Raw genomic sequence first — 16,772 nt, 5'->3', positions numbered from 1 at the left:
ACAATGGCGGTTCGCGCCGCGCAGCCGCGGCGGCGCCGCCGCGGCTGCGCGGCGGCCGCTTTCACGAACCGAATCGCACACGTCGCCGCCGTCGGCCGCCTGCCGGCGCGCGGCCGCGTGAACTTCTACTCTTTCATTCACGCAGATGGCCCAATACGTTTTCACGATGAACCGGGTCGGCAAGATCGTGCCGCCCAAGCGCCAGATCCTGAAGGACATCTCGCTGTCGTTTTTCCCCGGCGCGAAGATCGGCGTGCTCGGTCTGAACGGCTCGGGCAAGTCGACGCTGATCCGCATCATGGCGGGCGTCGACAAGGACATCGAAGGCGAAGCGACGCCGATGCCGAACCTGAACATCGGCTACCTGCCGCAGGAGCCGCAGCTCGACCCGACGAAGACGGTGCGCGAAGCCGTCGAGGAAGGCCTCGGCGACCTGTTCCAGGCCAACAAGAAGCTTGAAGAAATCTACGCGGCCTACGCCGAGCCGGACGCCGATTTCGACGCGCTCGCCGCCGAGCAGGCGAAGTACGAGGCGATCCTCGCGTCGAGCGACGGCGGCAGCCCCGAGCAGCAGCTCGAAGTGGCCGCCGACGCGCTGCGCCTGCCGCCGTGGGACGCGAAGATCGAGCACCTGTCGGGCGGCGAAAAGCGCCGCGTCGCGCTGTGCAAGCTGCTGCTCGAGAAACCCGACATGCTGCTGCTCGACGAGCCGACCAACCACCTCGACGCCGAATCGGTCGAATGGCTCGAGCAGTTCCTGACGCGCTTCCCGGGCACCGTCGTCGCGGTCACGCACGATCGCTACTTCCTCGACAACGCGGCCGAGTGGATTCTCGAGCTCGACCGCGGCCACGGCATTCCGTGGAAGGGCAACTACAGCAGTTGGCTCGACCAGAAGGAAGACCGCCTGAAGCAGGAAGAGGCGTCCGAATCGGCGCGCCAGAAGGCGATCAAGAAGGAACTGGAGTGGGTGCGCCAGAACCCGAAGGGCCGCCAGGCGAAGTCGAAGGCGCGTATCGCGCGCTTCGAGGAGCTGAACAGCCAGGAATACCAGAAGCGCAACGAGACGCAGGAAATCTTCATTCCGGTCGGCGACCGCCTCGGCAATGAAGTGATCGAGTTCAAGAACGTCAGCAAGGCGTACGGCGATCGCCTCTTGATCGACAACCTGAACTTCAAGATTCCGGCGGGCGCGATCGTCGGCATCATCGGGCCGAACGGCGCGGGCAAGTCGACGCTGTTCCGGATGCTGACAGGCAAGGAGCAGCCGGATTCGGGCGAAATCGTGCGGGGCCCGACGGTGAAGCTCGCGTACGTCGACCAGAGCCGCGACGCGCTCGACGGCAGCAAGACCGTGTTCGAGGAGATCTCGGGCGGCGCGGACGTGCTGACGGTCGGCAAGTACGAGACGCCGTCGCGCGCGTACATCGGCCGCTTCAACTTCAAGGGCGGCGATCAGCAGAAGAACGTCGGCAACCTGTCGGGCGGCGAGCGCGGCCGCCTGCACCTCGCGAAGACGCTGATCGCGGGCGGCAACGTGCTGCTGCTCGACGAGCCGTCGAACGACCTCGATGTCGAAACGCTGCGCGCGCTCGAAGATGCGCTGCTCGAATTCGCGGGCTCGGTGATGGTGATCTCGCACGACCGCTGGTTCCTCGACCGGATCGCGACGCACATCCTCGCGTTCGAAGGCGATTCGCAGGCCGTGTTCTTCGACGGCAACTACCAGGAGTACGAAGCCGACAAGCGTGCGCGTCTCGGCGAGGAAGCGGCGAAGCCGAAGCGTCTGCGCTACAAGCCGATCAGCCGGTAACGGCCGGCGCGCGGATGCGTTTGCCGTTTGCCGGAACCGGCGTCGCGCGATCGGCGATCGGCCGCCGCGACGGCTGCCGCGCACGACGCATGACCTGCGCCGTGTGCGACGCGAAACAAAAAGCGGGCGACGTGCCCGCTTTTTTCATGGGTGCCGGCGGCGCACCGCCGACTCGCCCGCGCAACGCCGGCGGCGACGCAGCGTCGCTCCGCCGCCGCCTTGTCTACCTTCAACCGAACAAGCCCAGCTCGCGCAACCGCGCCTCCGTCGCATCGGCGCTCGTGTGATGAACCCCGTGCCAGCCGAGCGCGTTCGCGGCGGCGGCGTTCTTCGCGTTGTCGTCGATGAAGACGAGCTCGTGCGGCGCGACGCCCGGCAGATGCGGCTCGATCCGCGCGTGCATCTCCCGGTAGATCGCCGGATCCGGCTTCACGAGCTTCACGCGCCCCGACACGACGATATCCTTGAAGCGGCGCAGCACCGGAAAATTCTCCCACGCATAAGGAAACGTCTGCGCGGACCAGTTCGTGAGGCCGAAGAGCGGCACGCCATGCGCGTCGAGCTTGTCGACGAGCGCTGTGCCGCCTTCGATCTCGCCGCCGATCATCTCGTGCCAGCGCGCGTAGAACGCGCGGATCAGCGCTTCGTGCTCGGGAAACGCCGCGACGCGCTCCGCGGTCGCCTCCTCGATCGTCTGTCCGCCGTCCTGCTTCACCACCCAGTCCATCCCGCACACGTGCGTGAGAAACCAGCGCCGCTCGGTTTCGTCCGGAATCAGCCGCTGGTACAGATACTCGGGACTCCAGTCGATCAGCACTCCGCCGAAATCGAACACGACTGCCTTGATGGTCATGCGAACTCCGTTGCGAGCACGTCTTCGAGCAGCCGCGGCGCGACGCCGTTGCCCGAGAACGTGCAATTGGTCCAGATGAAATTGTGATGCGCGACGACTTGCGCCGCGCTCAGGTGCGGGCGGTCGTTCGTCGTATGCAGATCGGAGACGACCGTCGTCCGATAGCCGAGGAGCGCCGCGCGGCGCGCCGCCGAATCGACGCAGAATTCCGACGCATAGCCGCAGATCACCACCGCGTCGATCCCGTGCGCATCGAGCTGTGCGGCGAGCGGCGTGTCGCGGAACGAATCGCTTTCGCGCTTGCGGATCCGCCAGTCGGCATCGGCGCAGACGAGATCCGCATGCAGGTGCCAGCCGGGCGTGCCGGGCACGACGTCGTCGTCAGCGTCGCCGTCGTGCTGCACGAAGCACACGGGCGCGCCCGCCGCGCGCGCCGCCGCCGTCAACCGGTTGATGCCCGCGACGACCTCGTCCAGCCGGTGCGCGGGCTTCGCCCGCTGCAGCAGCCCGCGCTGCATGTCGACCACGATCACCGCTGCGTTCGTCATCCGTCGCTCTCCGTCCTTATCGTTCGATCGTTCGTGTCGATTGCCGATTGCCGATTGCCGATTCCCGGTTCGCCGGCCGGCGACCGAAGCCGCGCGTCAGATCGGCTGCGTGCGCGCGTCGAGCCATGCTTTCGCATCGCCCGACAGATGCTTGCCGACCCGCTCGCGCACCGTCGCATGATACGCATCGAGCCACGCGCGCTCTTCATCGTCGAGGAGCGCGGGCAGCACGCAGCGCGTGTCGATCGGGCAGAGCGTCAGCGTCTCGAATTCGAGGAAGTCGCCGAACTCGGTCTGTCCCGCCGCGCGGTTCACGACGAGGTTCTCGATCCGCACGCCCCACTTGCCCGGCCGGTACACGCCCGGCTCGATCGACGTGATCATCCCCTCTTCCATCGCCGTGTACGGCTCGGCGGGCGCGTAGTGCGAGATCACCTGCGGCCCTTCGTGAACGTTCAGGAAATAGCCGACGCCGTGCCCCGTCCCATGTCCATAATCGAGCCCGGCCTGCCACATCGGCGCGCGCGCGATCGCATCGAGCATCGGCGAGCGAATGCCGCGCGGAAAGCGCGCGCGCGACAGCGCCATCATCGCCTTCAGCACGATCGTGAAGTCGCGCCGGTGCGCATCGTCGATCACGCCGACCGGCACCACCCGCGTGATGTCGGTCGTCCCGCTCAGATACTGGCCGCCGGAATCGATCAGCAACAGGCCGTCGCCTTCGATCGTCGCGTGCGCGGCGCGCGTCGCGCGGTAGTGCGGCATCGCGCCGTTCGCGTTGAAGCCCGCGATCGTCGCGAAGCTCGGCGACACGTAGCCCGGCCGGCGCGCGCGCACGGCGGTCAGCTTTTCGTCGATCGTCAGTTCGGTGATCGTCTCGCGGCCGAGCGCGCCTTCGAACCACGCGAAGAATTCGGCGAGCGCCGCGCCGTCGAGCTCCATCGTCGCGCGCACGTGCTCGATCTCGGCGGGCGTCTTGCGCGACTTCGCGAACGTCGACGGATTCACCGCCTCGATCACGCGCACCTGCTGCGGCACCGCCTGCAGCAGCCCATACGTCACGCGGCGCGGATCGATCAGGAGCCCCGCGCCCTCCGGCAGCGCGGCGAGCGCCGCGGCCGCGGCGTCGTACGGCCTCACGTCGACGCCGCCTTGCGCGAGCGACGTCGCGAGTTCGGCCGACACCTTGCCATCGGCGATGAAGAGCGTCGCGCGCTCGAGGCCGACGAGCGCATGCGCGACGAACACCGGGTTGTAGTTGACGTCGGCGCCGCGCAGGTTGAAGAGCCACGCGAGATCGTCGAGCGTCGACACGAAGTGCCACTGCGCGCCCTGTTCCTGCATCGCGCGGCGCACCTGCGCGAGCTTGCCCTCGCGCGCCGTATCGGCCTGCGGCGCCGCATGCTCGAAGATCGCGTCGGCGGGCAACGACGGACGCTGCGGCCAGATCGCGTCGAGCAGGTCGAGATCGGTGCGCAGCACGATGCCGCGCGGCGTGAGCGCCGCCGTCAGCGCGCGCGCCGCCGCGACGCCGAGCACCGCGCCGTCGACGCCGACCGTCATGCCCGCGGGCACGTGCGCGGCGAGCCATTCGACGTGCGGCTGCGTCTGCTGCCCGCCCATCATCTTCATCAGCGCGACGCCGGTGCCGGCGAGCTGCGCTTCGGCCTGGACCCAGTAGCGGCTGTCGACCCAGAGGCCCGCGAAGTCGGCGGTCACGACGAGCGTGCCGACCGAGCCGGTGAAGCCCGACAGCCACTGACGCGCCTGCCAGCGCTCGGGCAAATATTCGGACAAATGGGGATCGGCGGACGGCACCACGTAGGCGGCCAGATCCTCGCGCGCCATCGCGCCGCGCAGCAGGGCAAGACGCGCCGGCACGGGCGACGGATCGGGGAGTCGGGCATTCATGATTTCACCTGCAAACGTTCAGCGGCGGGCCGACAGGCCCACCGTCACGGCAACGGCCAGAAGCGCGGCGGCCGTACAGACCGGCCATTCGAGCGTCTCGCCATCGAAAAAGAGACCAGTGACATTGCCGGCCATCTTCGCGGCCGCCGCGCCGAGCACGCCCGCCGCGACGGCGAGCCACAGCGACGCGCGGCTCAGGCTGCGCAGCGGATTGAGCGCCCAGCCGAGCAAGCCGACGGCAAAGCCCAGCACGACGATTCCAAACCAGTTCATTCAACGCCTCTTCTGCTGTCGGACTCGTCCTGTCGGCACGAACGGCGCGCGGCGAGCGCCATTCTTCATGCAATTCATGGCCGGCACGGCGGTTCGCGACACGGCTTCCCGCCGCGCGGACGACCGTCCGGCACGACGACGGAACAACGTCCGATGCGATCAGGCAAGGCCGCGGCACCGCTCGTTGCGGCGGCGTCGACACGCCGGGCCGCTCGCCCGATCCCCCGCCGCGCGCCGTCGCCGCCGGCGCGCCCCCGTCTCGCAGTCCGTCATTTTCGCACCGTTTTGAGATCGCTTTTCAAAAAGGCGCGGCATGACGTCGCGCCCGGCGGACGGCTCGCCGCAACGACGCTCGGTTTCGAATGCGCGCCGTTGCGGCCGCCGCCCCGGCAGCGCGCGTCCGGCACGGTTCGCCGGGCATGCGGGCGAGCGCGACGACGGCGTGCGGCGGCGCCAGCCGCGGACACGGGCCGCCGTGCGCATCGGCCATGGGTTCGTCGTCAAAACGCTATAATATGGGACTAAACGATAGCCCCTCGACATGCAGCTCCTCACGATCGGAATCAATCACCACACTGCGCCTGTCGCCTTGCGCGAACGCGTGGCGTTTCCGCTCGAACAGATCAAGCCTGCACTCGCGACGTTCAAGAGCGTCTTCCTCGGCCATCCCGCGCCGAACTCGCCCGAAGCGGCGATCCTGTCGACCTGCAACCGCACCGAGCTGTACTGCGCGACCAACGATCGCGCGGCCCGCGACGCCGCGATCCGCTGGATGTCCGACTATCACCGCATTCCCGCCGACGAGCTCGCGCCGCACGTCTACGCGCTGCCGCAGTCCGAGGCGGTGCGTCACGCGTTCCGCGTCGCGTCGGGGCTCGATTCGATGGTGCTCGGCGAAACGCAGATCCTCGGCCAGATGAAGAACGCGGTGCGCACCGCGTCCGAGGCGGGCTCGCTCGGCACCTATCTGAACCAGCTGTTCCAGCGCACGTTCGCGGTCGCGAAGGAAGTGCGCGGGACGACCGAGATCGGCGCGCAGTCGGTGTCGATGGCGGCCGCGGCCGTGCGGCTTGCGCAGCGGATCTTCGAACAGGTCGCGCAGCAGCGCGTGCTGTTCATCGGCGCGGGCGAGATGATCGAACTCTGCGCGACGCACTTCGCCGCGCAAGGTCCGCGCGAGCTCGTCGTCGCGAACCGCACCGCCGAGCGCGGCGCGAAGCTCGCCGAGCGCTTCGGCGGCCGCGCGATGCCGCTCTCCGACTTGCCCGCGCGCATGCACGAGTTCGACATCATCGTGTCGTGCACCGCATCGACGCTGCCGATCATCGGCCTGGGCGCCGTCGAGCGCGCGGTGAAGGCGCGCCGCCATCGCCCGATCTTCATGGTCGACCTGGCGGTGCCGCGCGACATCGAGCCCGAAGTCGGCGAGCTGAAGGACGTGTTCCTCTACACGGTCGACGATCTCGGCGCGATCGTCCGCGAAGGCAATGCGTCGCGGCAGGCAGCCGTCGCGCAAGCCGAGGCGATCATCGAGACGCGCGTGCAGAACTTCATGCAGTGGCTCGACGCGCGCAGCATCGTGCCCGTGATCCGTCACATGCACACGCAAGCCGACGCGCTGCGCCGCGCGGAAGTCGAGCGCGCGCAGAAGATGCTCGCGCGCGGCGACGATCCGGCCGCCGTGCTCGACGCGCTGTCGCAGGCGCTCACCAACAAGCTGATCCACGGCCCGACGAGCGCGCTCAACCGCGCGAACGGCGCCGACCGCGATTCGTTGATCGAACTGATGCGCGGCTTCTACCAGCACGCGCCCCGCTCGTCGGACTCGTCGGGCCGTTAGCGGCGCCCGCCTGTCCGTCCCCCCTTTCCTTTTCGAATTCTTCCCTGGGAGCGTCGCTCCGCACCATGAAGACGAGCATGCAAAGCAAGCTCGACCAGCTCACAACGCGGCTGGCCGAACTGAACGACCTGTTGAGCCGCGAGAACGTCACCGCGGATCTCGACCAGTACCGCAAGCTGACGCGCGAACACGCGGAAATCGGCCCCGTCGTCGAGCACTACGCGCAGTGGCGCCAGGCGCGCGCCGACGAGCTCGCCGCGCAGGAGCTGCTCGGCGACGCGTCGATGCGCGACTTCGCCGAAGACGAGCTGCGCGGCGCGCGCGAGCGGATGGGCCGCCTCGCGGCCGAGCTGCAGACGATGCTGCTGCCGAAGGATCCGAACGACGAGCGCAACATCTTCGTCGAAATCCGCGCGGGCACGGGCGGCGACGAATCGGCCCTGTTCGCGGGCGATCTGCTCCGGATGTACCTGCGCTACGCGGAGCGGCAGCGCTGGCAGGTCGAGATGATGTCGGAGAGCCCGTCGGATCTCGGCGGCTACAAGGAAGTGATCGTGCGGATCGCGGGCTATGGCGCGTACTCGCGCCTGAAGTTCGAATCGGGCGGGCACCGCGTGCAGCGCGTGCCCGCGACCGAGACGCAGGGCCGCATCCACACGTCCGCGTGCACGGTCGCGGTAATGCCGGAAGCCGACGAGATCGGCGAAGTCGAGATCAATCCGGCCGACTTGCGGATCGACACGTTCCGCGCGTCCGGCGCGGGCGGCCAGCACATCAACAAGACCGATTCGGCGGTGCGCGTCACGCACATCCCGACGGGGATCGTCGTCGAATGCCAGGACGACCGCTCGCAGCACAAGAACAAGGACCGCGCGCTGAAGGTGCTCGCCGCGCGGATCAAGGACAAGCAGTATCACGAGCAGCACGCGAAGGAAGCGGCGACCCGCAAGAGCCTGATCGGCTCGGGCGACCGCTCCGAGCGGATCCGCACGTACAACTTCCCGCAGGGCCGGATGACCGATCACCGGATCAACCTGACGCTGTACAAGCTCGAGCAGATCATGGACGGCGATCTCGACGAGCTGATCGCCGCACTCGTCAGCGAGCATCAGGCCGAACTGCTCGCGTCGCTCGGCGACGCCGAGTGACATCGTCCGGAAACCACGCACGATGAGCACGACGAGGCCCACGCCCGCCACCGCCGCCGATTTGCTGCGCGCGTCGCCGCTCGACGCGGTCGACGCGCGGATCCTGCTCGCGCACGCGCTCGGCTGGACCCGCACGCAGTTGATCACGCGCGCCGACGAACCGCTCGACGCCGCCGCGGTCGAGCGCTACCTCGCGCTCGAGGCGCGCCGCGCGGCGGGCGAGCCGGTCGCGCAGCTCACCGGCGCGCGCGAGTTCTTCGGCCTCGAATTCGAGATCACGCCGGACGTGCTGATCCCGCGGCCGGAGACGGAGCTGCTCGTCGAGACGGCGCTCGACGCGATCGACGGGATCGCCTCGCCATGCGTGCTCGATCTCGGCACGGGCAGCGGCGCGATCGCGGTGTCGATCGCATCCGAGCGGCCCGACGCGCGCGTGTGGGCGCTCGACCGGTCGGCGGCGGCGCTCGACGTCGCGCGCCGCAACGCGCGCAAGCTGCTCGCCCCGGCGCGCCCGGGCGGCCCGCTGCAGTTTCTCGAAAGCGACTGGTACGCGGCGCTCGATTCCGGCCGGCGCTTTCATGTGATCGTCAGCAACCCGCCGTACATTGCGCGGCACGATCCGCACCTCGCCGAAGGCGATCTGCGCTTCGAGCCGCGCGGCGCGCTCACCGACGACGACGACGGCCTCGCCGCGATCCGCGCGATCGTTGCCGGCGCGCATGCGTTCCTCGCGCCGGGCGGCGCGCTGTGGATCGAACACGGCTACGATCAGGCGGCCGCCGTGCGCGCGCGCCTCGAGGCGGCGGGCTTCGCCGACGTCGAATCGCTCGCGGATCTCGCGTCGATCGAGCGCGCGACGGGCGGCCGCCTGCCCGGCTGACGCCGCGGGCTCGCCCGCCGGCCCAGGTGAAATCCAGTATCATTTCTCTTCTAACGCCCAGCTACAGCAAGGTCAGTCATGGATACCCAACAACGTATCAAGCAAATCGTCGACGAAAACCAGGTCGTGCTCTTCATGAAAGGCACCGCGCAATTCCCGATGTGCGGCTTTTCGGGCCGCGCCGTGCAGGTGCTGAAGGCGTGCGGCGTCGACCAGTTCAAGACGGTCAACGTGCTCGAGGACGAAGAGATCCGCCAGGGCATCAAGGAATTCTCGAACTGGCCGACGATCCCGCAGCTATACGTGAAGGGTGAATTCGTCGGCGGCTCGGACATCATGATGGAGATGTACCAGTCGGGCGAACTGCAGCAGCTCTTCACCGCCTGATCCGCACATCCCGATGGAGCCTCGTCCGGCGCCGCCGCGGCGCCTGATCGTCGCGATCACGGGCGCCACCGGCGCGATCTACGGCGTGCGCATGCTCGACATGCTGCGCGCGTCGGGCGGCGTCGAAACGCACCTGTTGATCTCGAGCGCCGGCTGGCTCAACCTCCAGCACGAACTGCAACTGTCGAAGGACGACATGCTGGCGCGCGCCGATGTCGTCCATTCGGTGCGCGACGTCGGCGCGAGCATCGCGTCCGGCTCGTTCGCGACGGACGGCATGATCGTCGCGCCGTGCTCGATGAAGACGCTCGCGAGCATCGCGCACGGCCTGTCCGACAACCTGATCACCCGCGCCGCGGACGTCACGCTGAAGGAGCGCCGCCGGCTCGTGCTGCTCGTGCGCGAAACGCCGTTCAACCTCGCGCACCTGCGCAACATGACGGCCGTCACCGAGATGGGCGGCGTGATCTTTCCGCCAATGCCCGCGTTCTACGCAATGCCGAAATCGATCGACGAGATGGTCGACCATACGGTCGGACGCGTGCTCGACATGTTCGCGCTCGGCGCGCCGCGCACCACACCGTGGCAAGGGCTGCGCGAGCACGGCTGACGCCGAGGGCCGAGACCGGCATGGCGGCGTTTCTCCGTCGGCAGTCAACCGCGCGCCATTCGCGCCCGTCGCCCCACGTAATCGCGACCGGCCGCCCATTGTTGCCGCATTGTCGCACCCGCGCGATTAACAACATCCCCGATACAATCAAATCCGTTTTTCGCATTTATCAATGATCGGTACGAGCCTATAGTCTTAGGCAATGTCACTTCCCAGAAGTCCCCGATCATCATGAACCGCCTTCCGTCCCTCTATCTGTCGCACGGCGCGCCGACGCTGCCGATCGATCCGACGCTGCCGTCCGGCGCATTCGCGGTGCTTGGCGGCGAGCTGCCCCGCCCGCGCGCGGTGCTGATGCTGTCCGCGCATTGGCTCACGCATCAGCCCGTCGTCAGCAACGCCGAACGGCCCGACACGATCCACGATTTCTACGGCTTTCCGCGCGCGCTCTACGAGATCCGCTATCCGGCGCCCGGCGCGCCCGACGTCGCGGCCCGCGCGGCCGCGCTGCTCGGCGAAGCAGGCATCGAGACGGCGACCACGCCGCACGGGCTCGATCACGGCGCGTGGGTGCCGATGCTGCTGATGTTCCCGAACGCGGACGTACCGGTCGCGCAGTTGTCGATCCAGCCGCGCGCCGACGCCGCGCACCACTTCCGCGTCGGCCGTGCGCTGCGGTCGTTGCGCGACGAGGGCGTGATGGTGATCGGCTCGGGCCAGATCACGCACAACCTGCGCGCGGCGGATTTCTCGGCCGCTCCCGAGGACGCGGACCCGCGCGTCGCCGAATTCACCGGCTGGTTCGAGGAGAAGCTCGCCGCGCGCGACGTCGACGCGCTGCTCGACTATCGCCGCCAGGCGCCGCAAGCGGTGCTGATGCATCCGACCGACGAGCACCTGCTGCCCGTGTTCGCGGCGCTCGGCGCGGCGGACGACGACTACCGGCTGCGCATCCAGTCGCTCGGCACGTACCAGCGCGTGCTCGCGATGACGAACTATGTATTCGACTCGGCGGCCTGACGCGCGCTGAGCCGGGAGCTTCGGGAGCTTCGGGAGCTTCGGGGGTTTCGGGGGTTTCGGGGGTTTCGGGGGTTTCGGGGGTTTCGGGGGTTTCGGGGGTTTCGGGGGTTTCGGGGGTTTCGGGAGTTCGGAGCTTCGGGCTTCGGGACTTCGGACTTTCGGGACTTCGAAGCTCCCAAGCACCGCGCCGGCTTCGTTCGGGCAACAGCGTCCCGCCGCCGCGACCATCCGCCGGGAGCGTTCCGGCACGAACCCACGACGTCCGGCCCGCACCACCAGCAACGGCATGCCGACACGGACAACGCGCTTCGCCCGAGCGACGCCGCTCGCCCCGGCGGCCCGCCCGAACGCGTCGGCCGACACACCACACTCCGGCCGCCCCAAAACGACAAAGCCCGCCCGGGATTTCCCAGGCGGGCTTTGTCTTCGCGCTTCGACGTCCGTCGCCGCCGATCGTCGGCGACGGACCGCGCGATTACGCGCCGATCCCTTCGAGGATCTCGTCGCGCGACTCGCGCTCGTCGAGATATTCGGTGCGATAACCGGTATTCACGCCCCAGTAGTAAAACACGAGCGAGATCGCCGCGACGACCAGCATGTCCCAGCCGTACGGCAACAGGTTGTGGCCGCCGAACTCCTTGCTGCCGATGAGCGACAGCACGGCCATCGTCGGCAGATACGCAACGAGCCACCACGCGGCCTTGAGATCGCGGCCCCAACCGCCCCAGCCGGACTTCGCCTGGAAGTAGAAGTAGACGGGCAGCGCGACGACCATCAGCAGGATGATTTCGCCCGTCAGCGGCCACTTCGCCCAGTACAGGATCAGCGACGCGCATACGAACGCAAACGGCGCGATCAGCTTCATGCCCGGGATCGCCAGCGGACGCTCGAGGTCCGTCGCCGCGCGGCGCAGCGCCATCAGGCTGATCGGGCCCGTCAGATACGAGATCACGGTCGCGACCGAGATCACCGCCGCGAGCGAGCTCCAGCCGCGGAAGAAGAACAGGAAGACGAACGACACGATCAGGTTGAACCACATCGCGGGGCGCGGCACGCCGTAGAGCGGATGCACGCTGCCGAAGATCTTCGGCATCGTGTTGTTGCGCTCCATCGCATAGATCATGCGGGTCGTCGTCGCCATGTAGGTCGTGCCGGTGCCGCTCGGGCTCACGAACGCGTCGATGTACAGCAGGATCGCGAGCCAGTTCAGGTTCAGCGCGATCGCGAGTTCCGCGAACGGCGAAGCGAAGTTGAAGTGCACCCAGCCCTTCGCGACGTCGGCCGGATTCACCGCGCCGATGTAGGCGACTTGCAGCAGCACGTAGATCACGAGCGCGATCAGGATCGACGAAATCACCGCGAACGGCACGCTGCGCGACGGATTGCGCGCCTCGCCGGCGAGGTTCACGGGACTCTGGAACCCGTTGAACGCGAACACGATGCCGCTCGTCGCGACCGCGGTCAGCACGGCCGACCAGCCATACGGCGCGAAGCTCGCGTTCGTCGCGGCGCCGAGGTTCTCGCTATGGAAGCTCGACAGCATCAGGCCTGCGATCGTGAGACCGGGAATCAGGAACTTGAAGATCGTGATCGTGGTGTTTGCGCGCGCGAAGAGCTTCACCCCCCAATAATTGAGCAGGAAGTAGATGACGACGAGGACCGCCGACAGCAGGAGGCCGGGTGTCGTGAGTTCGCCGTTGACGAATAGCGCGTGCGCCCACGCGTACGGCCAGGTGCTCATGTATTGGATCGACGCCTCCGCCTCGATCGGGATCACCGAGACGATCGCGATCCAGTTCGCCCACGCGCTGATGAAGCCGACGAGCGAGCCGTGCGAATAGCGCGCATAGCGGACCATGCCGCCCGATTCGGGGAACATCGCGCCGAGTTCGGCATACGTCAGTGCAATGGCGAGAATCACGACCGCGCCGATGATCCACGCGCAGATGGCGGCGGGTCCGGCGATCTTGGCGGCTTTCCATGCGCCGAACAGCCAGCCCGATCCGATGATCGATCCCAGCCCGGTCAGCATCAAGGCGAACGGACCGATGTTCCGTTGAATAGAACTCTTCACAACCTCTCCTATGTCTCAAAAAGCAAGGTCGGCACGCCGCCAAGGATCGAGCCGGACGGCACCGCACATGCATTCTTGGGGGACAGGTTGTCCGATCGGGAGCAACCCATCCGCGCGCGGCGCGTAGTTTAACGGTTGCACCGCGGAATGGACGTAAAAATCGATCGCCCCCTACAAAAAATTGATGACAATGGCAAGCTTTGTAAGCTCTAATATTCGGTTGCCTCAGCATTAACCCTGATATTCGATCGAATACGATTGACCGTCGAATCGAATAGTCGTATAAACGGTCGAGCAGGATTTCAAGCGGCGAGTGAATAGGTACTTTCGTAGTTCGCCCATCAACGGTACTCCGGTTGGTCCCATTACCCCCTTCCTTGATTTTCATGCGCTCCCCGGGCTTTGGCCCTGTTTTACATTTTTAGGAACAAGTTATGGCAACCGGCACCGTCAAGTGGTTCAACGACGCTAAGGGTTTTGGTTTCATCACCCCGGAAGGCGGCGGCGAAGACCTCTTCGCGCATTTCTCGGAAATCCGCAGCGAAGGCTTCAAGACGCTGCAAGAGAACCAGAAGGTCGAGTTCGAAGTGAAGACCGGCCCGAAGGGTCTGCAAGCAGCGAACATCAAGCCGCTGTAAGCGCAGCGCGAGATTTCGCAGCACAGTAAAAAGCCCCGCTTCGGCGGGGCTTTTTGTTTTCGGCGAATCGGGAGGTCACCGGCGCGGGTGCGGCGAGCCGCCCGCGCACCGTCCGTCAGCCGTACACGCGCTGCGCGTGGATGCCGAGCCCCGTCGCGACGCTCGCAAGGCGATCGCCGTACACCGGCTGCGCATCCTGGAACGCCGCCGCGAGCGCGCCCGACAGGAACGCGAGCCCCGTCGAGCCGCCCGTGAAATACAGCGCGCCGACGTCGTGCGGCGCGATCCCAGCGAGCCGCACCGTCTCGCGGGCGGCGTCGACGATCCGCGCGGTCTCGTCGCGGCTCGCGTCGATCAGTTGGTCCGCGTCGAATGCGATCTGCAGATCCTCCTCGACGTCGTTCAAATCGATCATCGTCTCGCCGCCCGCCGATACGCCGATCTTCGCCTCTTCCGCGCGCGCGGCGAGCGCGTGGCCGAGCCGCCGCTCGACGACGCGCAGCAGCCGCTCGAAATGGCGGACATCCGTATACAGATGCTTCATCAGCTTGAGCTCGCCGATCCGCTTCGGCGTGTAGACGGTATTGATCAGGTGCCAGGTCGCGAGATCGAAATAGATCCGATTCGGCAGCTCGCGGCCCTCCGGGTTGAGCGCGCGGTAGCCGAACGCGGACAGCACCGCCGACAGCTCGACGCGCCGGTCGTAATCGGTGCCCGCGACGTGCACGCCGTGGTGCGCGAGCACGTCGTCCTTGCGCTCGAGCCGGCGCATCCGCTCGGGGCCGACGCGCACGAGCGAGAAGTCCGACGTGCCGCCGCCGATGTCCGCGACGAGCACGAGCCGTTCGGCGTCCTGCCGCGACTCGTAGTCGAACGCGGCGGCGATCGGCTCGTACTGGAATTGCACTTCGGTCAGCCCCACCGCGTGCGCGGCCGCTTCGAGCTGCTGCTGCGCGAGGCGGTCGGCGCGCGGATCGTCGTCGACGAAGAACACCGGGCGGCCGAGCACCGCGCGGCCGATCGCGCCGCCCGCGCACGCCTCGGCCTTCTGCTTCAGATGCATCAGGAAGAGCGCGATGATGTCGGTGTACGCGATCGCGGAGCCGTCGCCGAGATCGGTCGTGGTTTCCGCGAGCGGCGAGCCTAGGATGCTCTTCATCGAGCGCATCAGGCGGCCGTCGAAGCCGTCGATGTACGATGCGAGCGCCGAGCGGCCGTATTCGCGGGCGCCCTCGTCGGTGTTGAAGAAGATGGCGGTGGGCAGCGTCAGGTGCTCGCCCTCGACGGGAGCGAGCCGCATGCCGGGCGCGCCGCCGTCGCGCGGCAACGCGACTGCGGAATTGGACGTGCCGAAGTCGATCGCGCAGTAGGTCATGGAGCGGGTCGCCGGATGGCGGTGCAAAAACGGAAGGACCGGCTTTTTATCACGAAACCGCCGGGCGTCACAACCGGGGCGCGGACGGATGCGCGGCGGCGCTCCGATGCGGACGATGCGGGCGCGGGTGCTCCGGGCGGGGGTGCTCCGCGCCGGCCCGGCATGCCGGGCGCGGCCGCCGGCCTTCACGGTCGGCCGGGCTTTTGCTTCCCGATGTTCCGACACGATATCGTCGAGCGACGGCGGCACGCGCTATGTCGCCGCCTCGATCGACAACTGCTTCAACGTGCCCATCGATTCGGCATCGCCGGCCGCGCGCTCGCCGCCGATCGGGCCGGGGCGCCGGCGCGGCGAACCCGCATCGGCGACACCGGCACGCGCGCGGCCCGGCCGCTCGACTCGCCGCGCGCGCCGCATGCCCGCCGCGTTGCGTCACGCCGCCGACGAGAACGGCTTTTGCCACGCGTCCGCGTAGACGACCTCGCCGAGCGGATGACGCGTGCGCGGCGCGCGCTCGCGCTCGCGCAGCACCGGATCGAGCTTGTCGGCGTCGCCATAGTGGCCGATCGAGATGATCGCGAGCGGCTCGACGTCGGCCGGGATCGCGAACGCGTCGCGGAACGCCTTCGTGTCGAAGCCGCTCATCTGGTGCGCGGCGAGGCCGAGCGCGTGTGCCTGCAGCACGAGCGACATCGCGGCCGCGCCGGCGTCGTAGAACGCCGTCGTGCTCGGCTCGCCCTTCGACGTCAGCGTGTGCGCGGTCACCGCGATCAGCACCGGCGCGGGCGCGTTCCAGCCCTGGTTGAACGGCACGAGCGTCGAGAATGCGCGCTTGAACGCGACCTCGTCCTTGCTGCGGTCGAACACGATGAAGCGCCACGGCTGCGCGTTGTACGCGGACGGCGCCCAGCGCGCCGCTTCGAGCACCGCATGCAAATGCTCGGCGCTGACAGGCTCGCTCGAATACGCGCGCGGACTCCAGCGGCCAGCGATCAGCTCGTGAATCGATACGGAAGTGGGAGCGGGTTTGACGGACATGCGTTTCCTCACCAATTTGAAAAAAGGGCTCGGTCGCCCGGAAAAGAAACGCCAGCATAACCGCTTGTCGCGGAACTTGCCGGACTGCGCTCGCGAATGTAAATCGGCGACGGCGCAAAGGACCGTCGGGTGTCGGGTGTCGGGTGTCGGGTGTCGGGTGTCGGGTGTCGGACGTGCGGCCGAGGGGGGTCGCCTGGTCGCTTGGTCGCCGGATCTGCGGATCGCCGGATCGCCGAATCTGCGACGATCGGCGATCTGGTCGCACGCTGCGGGCAATCGTCGCGCTTTCGAGGCGGCCAAGTCAGTCGAAGCCGGGGCGGCCGGCACAATCGAGCGCCGAGCCTTTGCCCTTCGCCTACGGCTT

Annotated in this window: 15 protein-coding genes and 1 pseudogene; 9 read left to right on the top strand and 7 right to left on the bottom strand. The window is 67.7% G+C overall.

Features of this window, described 5'->3' with window-relative positions; translation table 11 throughout:
• Window positions 1-145 precede the first annotated feature (145 nt).
• Window positions 146-1,813, top strand: coding sequence for an energy-dependent translational throttle protein EttA (ettA, locus tag BG90_RS09775; RefSeq protein WP_010106693.1), 1,668 nt, complete (start codon window positions 146-148; stop codon window positions 1,811-1,813).
• Window positions 1,814-2,042: 229 nt separating this feature from the next.
• Here the strand turns inward: ettA and BG90_RS09770 are convergent, their stop codons facing one another.
• The 4 genes from BG90_RS09770 to BG90_RS09755 form a co-directional block, all read right to left on the bottom strand.
• Window positions 2,043-2,666, bottom strand: a complete 624-nt coding sequence (locus tag BG90_RS09770; protein ID WP_010106696.1) for an HAD family hydrolase — start codon at window positions 2,664-2,666, stop codon at window positions 2,043-2,045.
• Window positions 2,663-3,214, bottom strand: coding sequence for a cysteine hydrolase family protein (locus BG90_RS09765; protein WP_010117184.1), 552 nt, complete (start codon window positions 3,212-3,214; stop codon window positions 2,663-2,665). Before BG90_RS09765 ends, BG90_RS09770 begins: the two co-directional genes overlap by 4 nt.
• Before the next feature lie 96 nt (window positions 3,215-3,310).
• Window positions 3,311-5,125: an aminopeptidase P family protein gene (locus tag BG90_RS09760; protein WP_010117185.1), complete on the bottom strand. Its 1,815-nt coding sequence runs from the start codon at window positions 5,123-5,125 to the stop codon at window positions 3,311-3,313.
• A gap of 18 nt (window positions 5,126-5,143) precedes the next feature.
• Window positions 5,144-5,398, bottom strand: a complete 255-nt coding sequence (locus BG90_RS09755) for a hypothetical protein (RefSeq protein WP_010106700.1) — start codon at window positions 5,396-5,398, stop codon at window positions 5,144-5,146.
• A 541-nt stretch (window positions 5,399-5,939) separates the two neighbouring features.
• On the opposite strand from BG90_RS09755, the gene hemA reads away from it, so the two are divergent.
• The 6 genes from hemA (at window position 5,940) to BG90_RS09720 (ending at window position 11,283) form a co-directional block, all read left to right on the top strand.
• Window positions 5,940-7,238, top strand: coding sequence for a glutamyl-tRNA reductase (gene hemA / locus BG90_RS09745; protein WP_010117186.1), 1,299 nt, complete (start codon window positions 5,940-5,942; stop codon window positions 7,236-7,238).
• Window positions 7,239-7,303: 65 nt separating this feature from the next.
• Window positions 7,304-8,386, top strand: a complete 1,083-nt coding sequence (prfA, locus tag BG90_RS09740) for a peptide chain release factor 1 (RefSeq protein WP_010106709.1) — start codon at window positions 7,304-7,306, stop codon at window positions 8,384-8,386.
• 22 nt (window positions 8,387-8,408) lie between these two features.
• A complete protein-coding gene (gene prmC / locus BG90_RS09735) occupies window positions 8,409-9,266 on the top strand; it encodes a peptide chain release factor N(5)-glutamine methyltransferase (RefSeq protein WP_045568125.1) in 858 nt (285 codons plus the stop codon).
• Window positions 9,267-9,344: 78 nt separating this feature from the next.
• Window positions 9,345-9,653 carry a Grx4 family monothiol glutaredoxin gene (grxD, locus tag BG90_RS09730; protein WP_010106712.1) on the top strand — a complete coding sequence of 103 codons (309 nt, stop codon included), beginning with the start codon at window positions 9,345-9,347 and terminating at the stop codon, window positions 9,651-9,653.
• A gap of 13 nt (window positions 9,654-9,666) precedes the next feature.
• A complete protein-coding gene (locus tag BG90_RS09725) occupies window positions 9,667-10,263 on the top strand; it encodes a UbiX family flavin prenyltransferase (protein ID WP_010106713.1) in 597 nt (198 codons plus the stop codon).
• Window positions 10,264-10,494: 231 nt separating this feature from the next.
• A complete protein-coding gene (locus BG90_RS09720; protein WP_010106714.1) occupies window positions 10,495-11,283 on the top strand; it encodes a DODA-type extradiol aromatic ring-opening family dioxygenase in 789 nt (262 codons plus the stop codon).
• A 475-nt stretch (window positions 11,284-11,758) separates the two neighbouring features.
• Here the strand turns inward: BG90_RS09720 and BG90_RS09715 are convergent, their stop codons facing one another.
• Complete coding sequence (locus tag BG90_RS09715; protein ID WP_010117191.1) at window positions 11,759-13,357, bottom strand: APC family permease; 1,599 nt, start codon at window positions 13,355-13,357, stop codon at window positions 11,759-11,761.
• Between the two features lie 434 nt (window positions 13,358-13,791).
• Between BG90_RS09715 and BG90_RS09710 the strand changes: the two genes are divergently transcribed.
• The gene (locus BG90_RS09710) at window positions 13,792-13,995 is read left to right on the top strand and encodes a cold-shock protein (RefSeq protein ID WP_010106722.1); all 204 of its coding nucleotides are present in this window, start codon (window positions 13,792-13,794) and stop codon (window positions 13,993-13,995) included.
• Window positions 13,996-14,110: 115 nt separating this feature from the next.
• On the opposite strand, the gene BG90_RS09705 is transcribed toward BG90_RS09710, so the two are convergent.
• Both BG90_RS09705 and BG90_RS09700 read right to left on the bottom strand, forming a co-directional pair.
• Window positions 14,111-15,370 carry an Hsp70 family protein gene (locus tag BG90_RS09705; protein ID WP_010117193.1) on the bottom strand — a complete coding sequence of 420 codons (1,260 nt, stop codon included), beginning with the start codon at window positions 15,368-15,370 and terminating at the stop codon, window positions 14,111-14,113.
• 432 nt (window positions 15,371-15,802) lie between these two features.
• Complete coding sequence (locus BG90_RS09700; RefSeq protein ID WP_010106727.1) at window positions 15,803-16,408, bottom strand: nitroreductase family protein; 606 nt, start codon at window positions 16,406-16,408, stop codon at window positions 15,803-15,805.
• Here BG90_RS09700 and BG90_RS37810 point away from each other — a divergent pair.
• A pseudogene (locus BG90_RS37810) lies at window positions 16,370-16,534 on the top strand (restriction endonuclease subunit R); the annotation flags it as partial. The gene BG90_RS09700 and the pseudogene BG90_RS37810 sit on opposite strands and share 39 nt — an antisense overlap.
• Between the last annotated feature and the right edge of the window lie 238 nt (window positions 16,535-16,772).

The sequence above is a fragment of the Burkholderia oklahomensis C6786 genome, from assembly GCF_000959365.1.
Taxonomy (GTDB): domain Bacteria; phylum Pseudomonadota; class Gammaproteobacteria; order Burkholderiales; family Burkholderiaceae; genus Burkholderia; species Burkholderia oklahomensis.
This window is presented reverse-complemented; position numbering and strand designations above follow the sequence as displayed.

Excerpts from the sequence above, each read along its gene's own strand:
- ettA (WP_010106693.1), top strand. The coding sequence starts at position 146 with ATGGCCCAATACGTTTTCACGATGAACCGGGTCGGCAAGATCGTGCCG.
- BG90_RS09770 (WP_010106696.1), bottom strand. The coding sequence starts at position 2,666 with ATGACCATCAAGGCAGTCGTGTTCGATTTCGGCGGAGTGCTGATCGAC.
- BG90_RS09765 (WP_010117184.1), bottom strand. The coding sequence starts at position 3,214 with ATGACGAACGCAGCGGTGATCGTGGTCGACATGCAGCGCGGGCTGCTG.
- BG90_RS09760 (WP_010117185.1), bottom strand. The coding sequence starts at position 5,125 with ATGAATGCCCGACTCCCCGATCCGTCGCCCGTGCCGGCGCGTCTTGCC.
- BG90_RS09755 (WP_010106700.1), bottom strand. The coding sequence starts at position 5,398 with ATGAACTGGTTTGGAATCGTCGTGCTGGGCTTTGCCGTCGGCTTGCTC.
- hemA (WP_010117186.1), top strand. The coding sequence starts at position 5,940 with ATGCAGCTCCTCACGATCGGAATCAATCACCACACTGCGCCTGTCGCC.
- prfA (WP_010106709.1), top strand. The coding sequence starts at position 7,304 with ATGAAGACGAGCATGCAAAGCAAGCTCGACCAGCTCACAACGCGGCTG.
- prmC (WP_045568125.1), top strand. The coding sequence starts at position 8,409 with ATGAGCACGACGAGGCCCACGCCCGCCACCGCCGCCGATTTGCTGCGC.
- grxD (WP_010106712.1), top strand. The coding sequence starts at position 9,345 with ATGGATACCCAACAACGTATCAAGCAAATCGTCGACGAAAACCAGGTC.
- BG90_RS09725 (WP_010106713.1), top strand. The coding sequence starts at position 9,667 with ATGGAGCCTCGTCCGGCGCCGCCGCGGCGCCTGATCGTCGCGATCACG.
- BG90_RS09720 (WP_010106714.1), top strand. The coding sequence starts at position 10,495 with ATGAACCGCCTTCCGTCCCTCTATCTGTCGCACGGCGCGCCGACGCTG.
- BG90_RS09710 (WP_010106722.1), top strand. The coding sequence starts at position 13,792 with ATGGCAACCGGCACCGTCAAGTGGTTCAACGACGCTAAGGGTTTTGGT.
- BG90_RS09705 (WP_010117193.1), bottom strand. The coding sequence starts at position 15,370 with ATGACCTACTGCGCGATCGACTTCGGCACGTCCAATTCCGCAGTCGCG.
- BG90_RS09700 (WP_010106727.1), bottom strand. The coding sequence starts at position 16,408 with ATGTCCGTCAAACCCGCTCCCACTTCCGTATCGATTCACGAGCTGATC.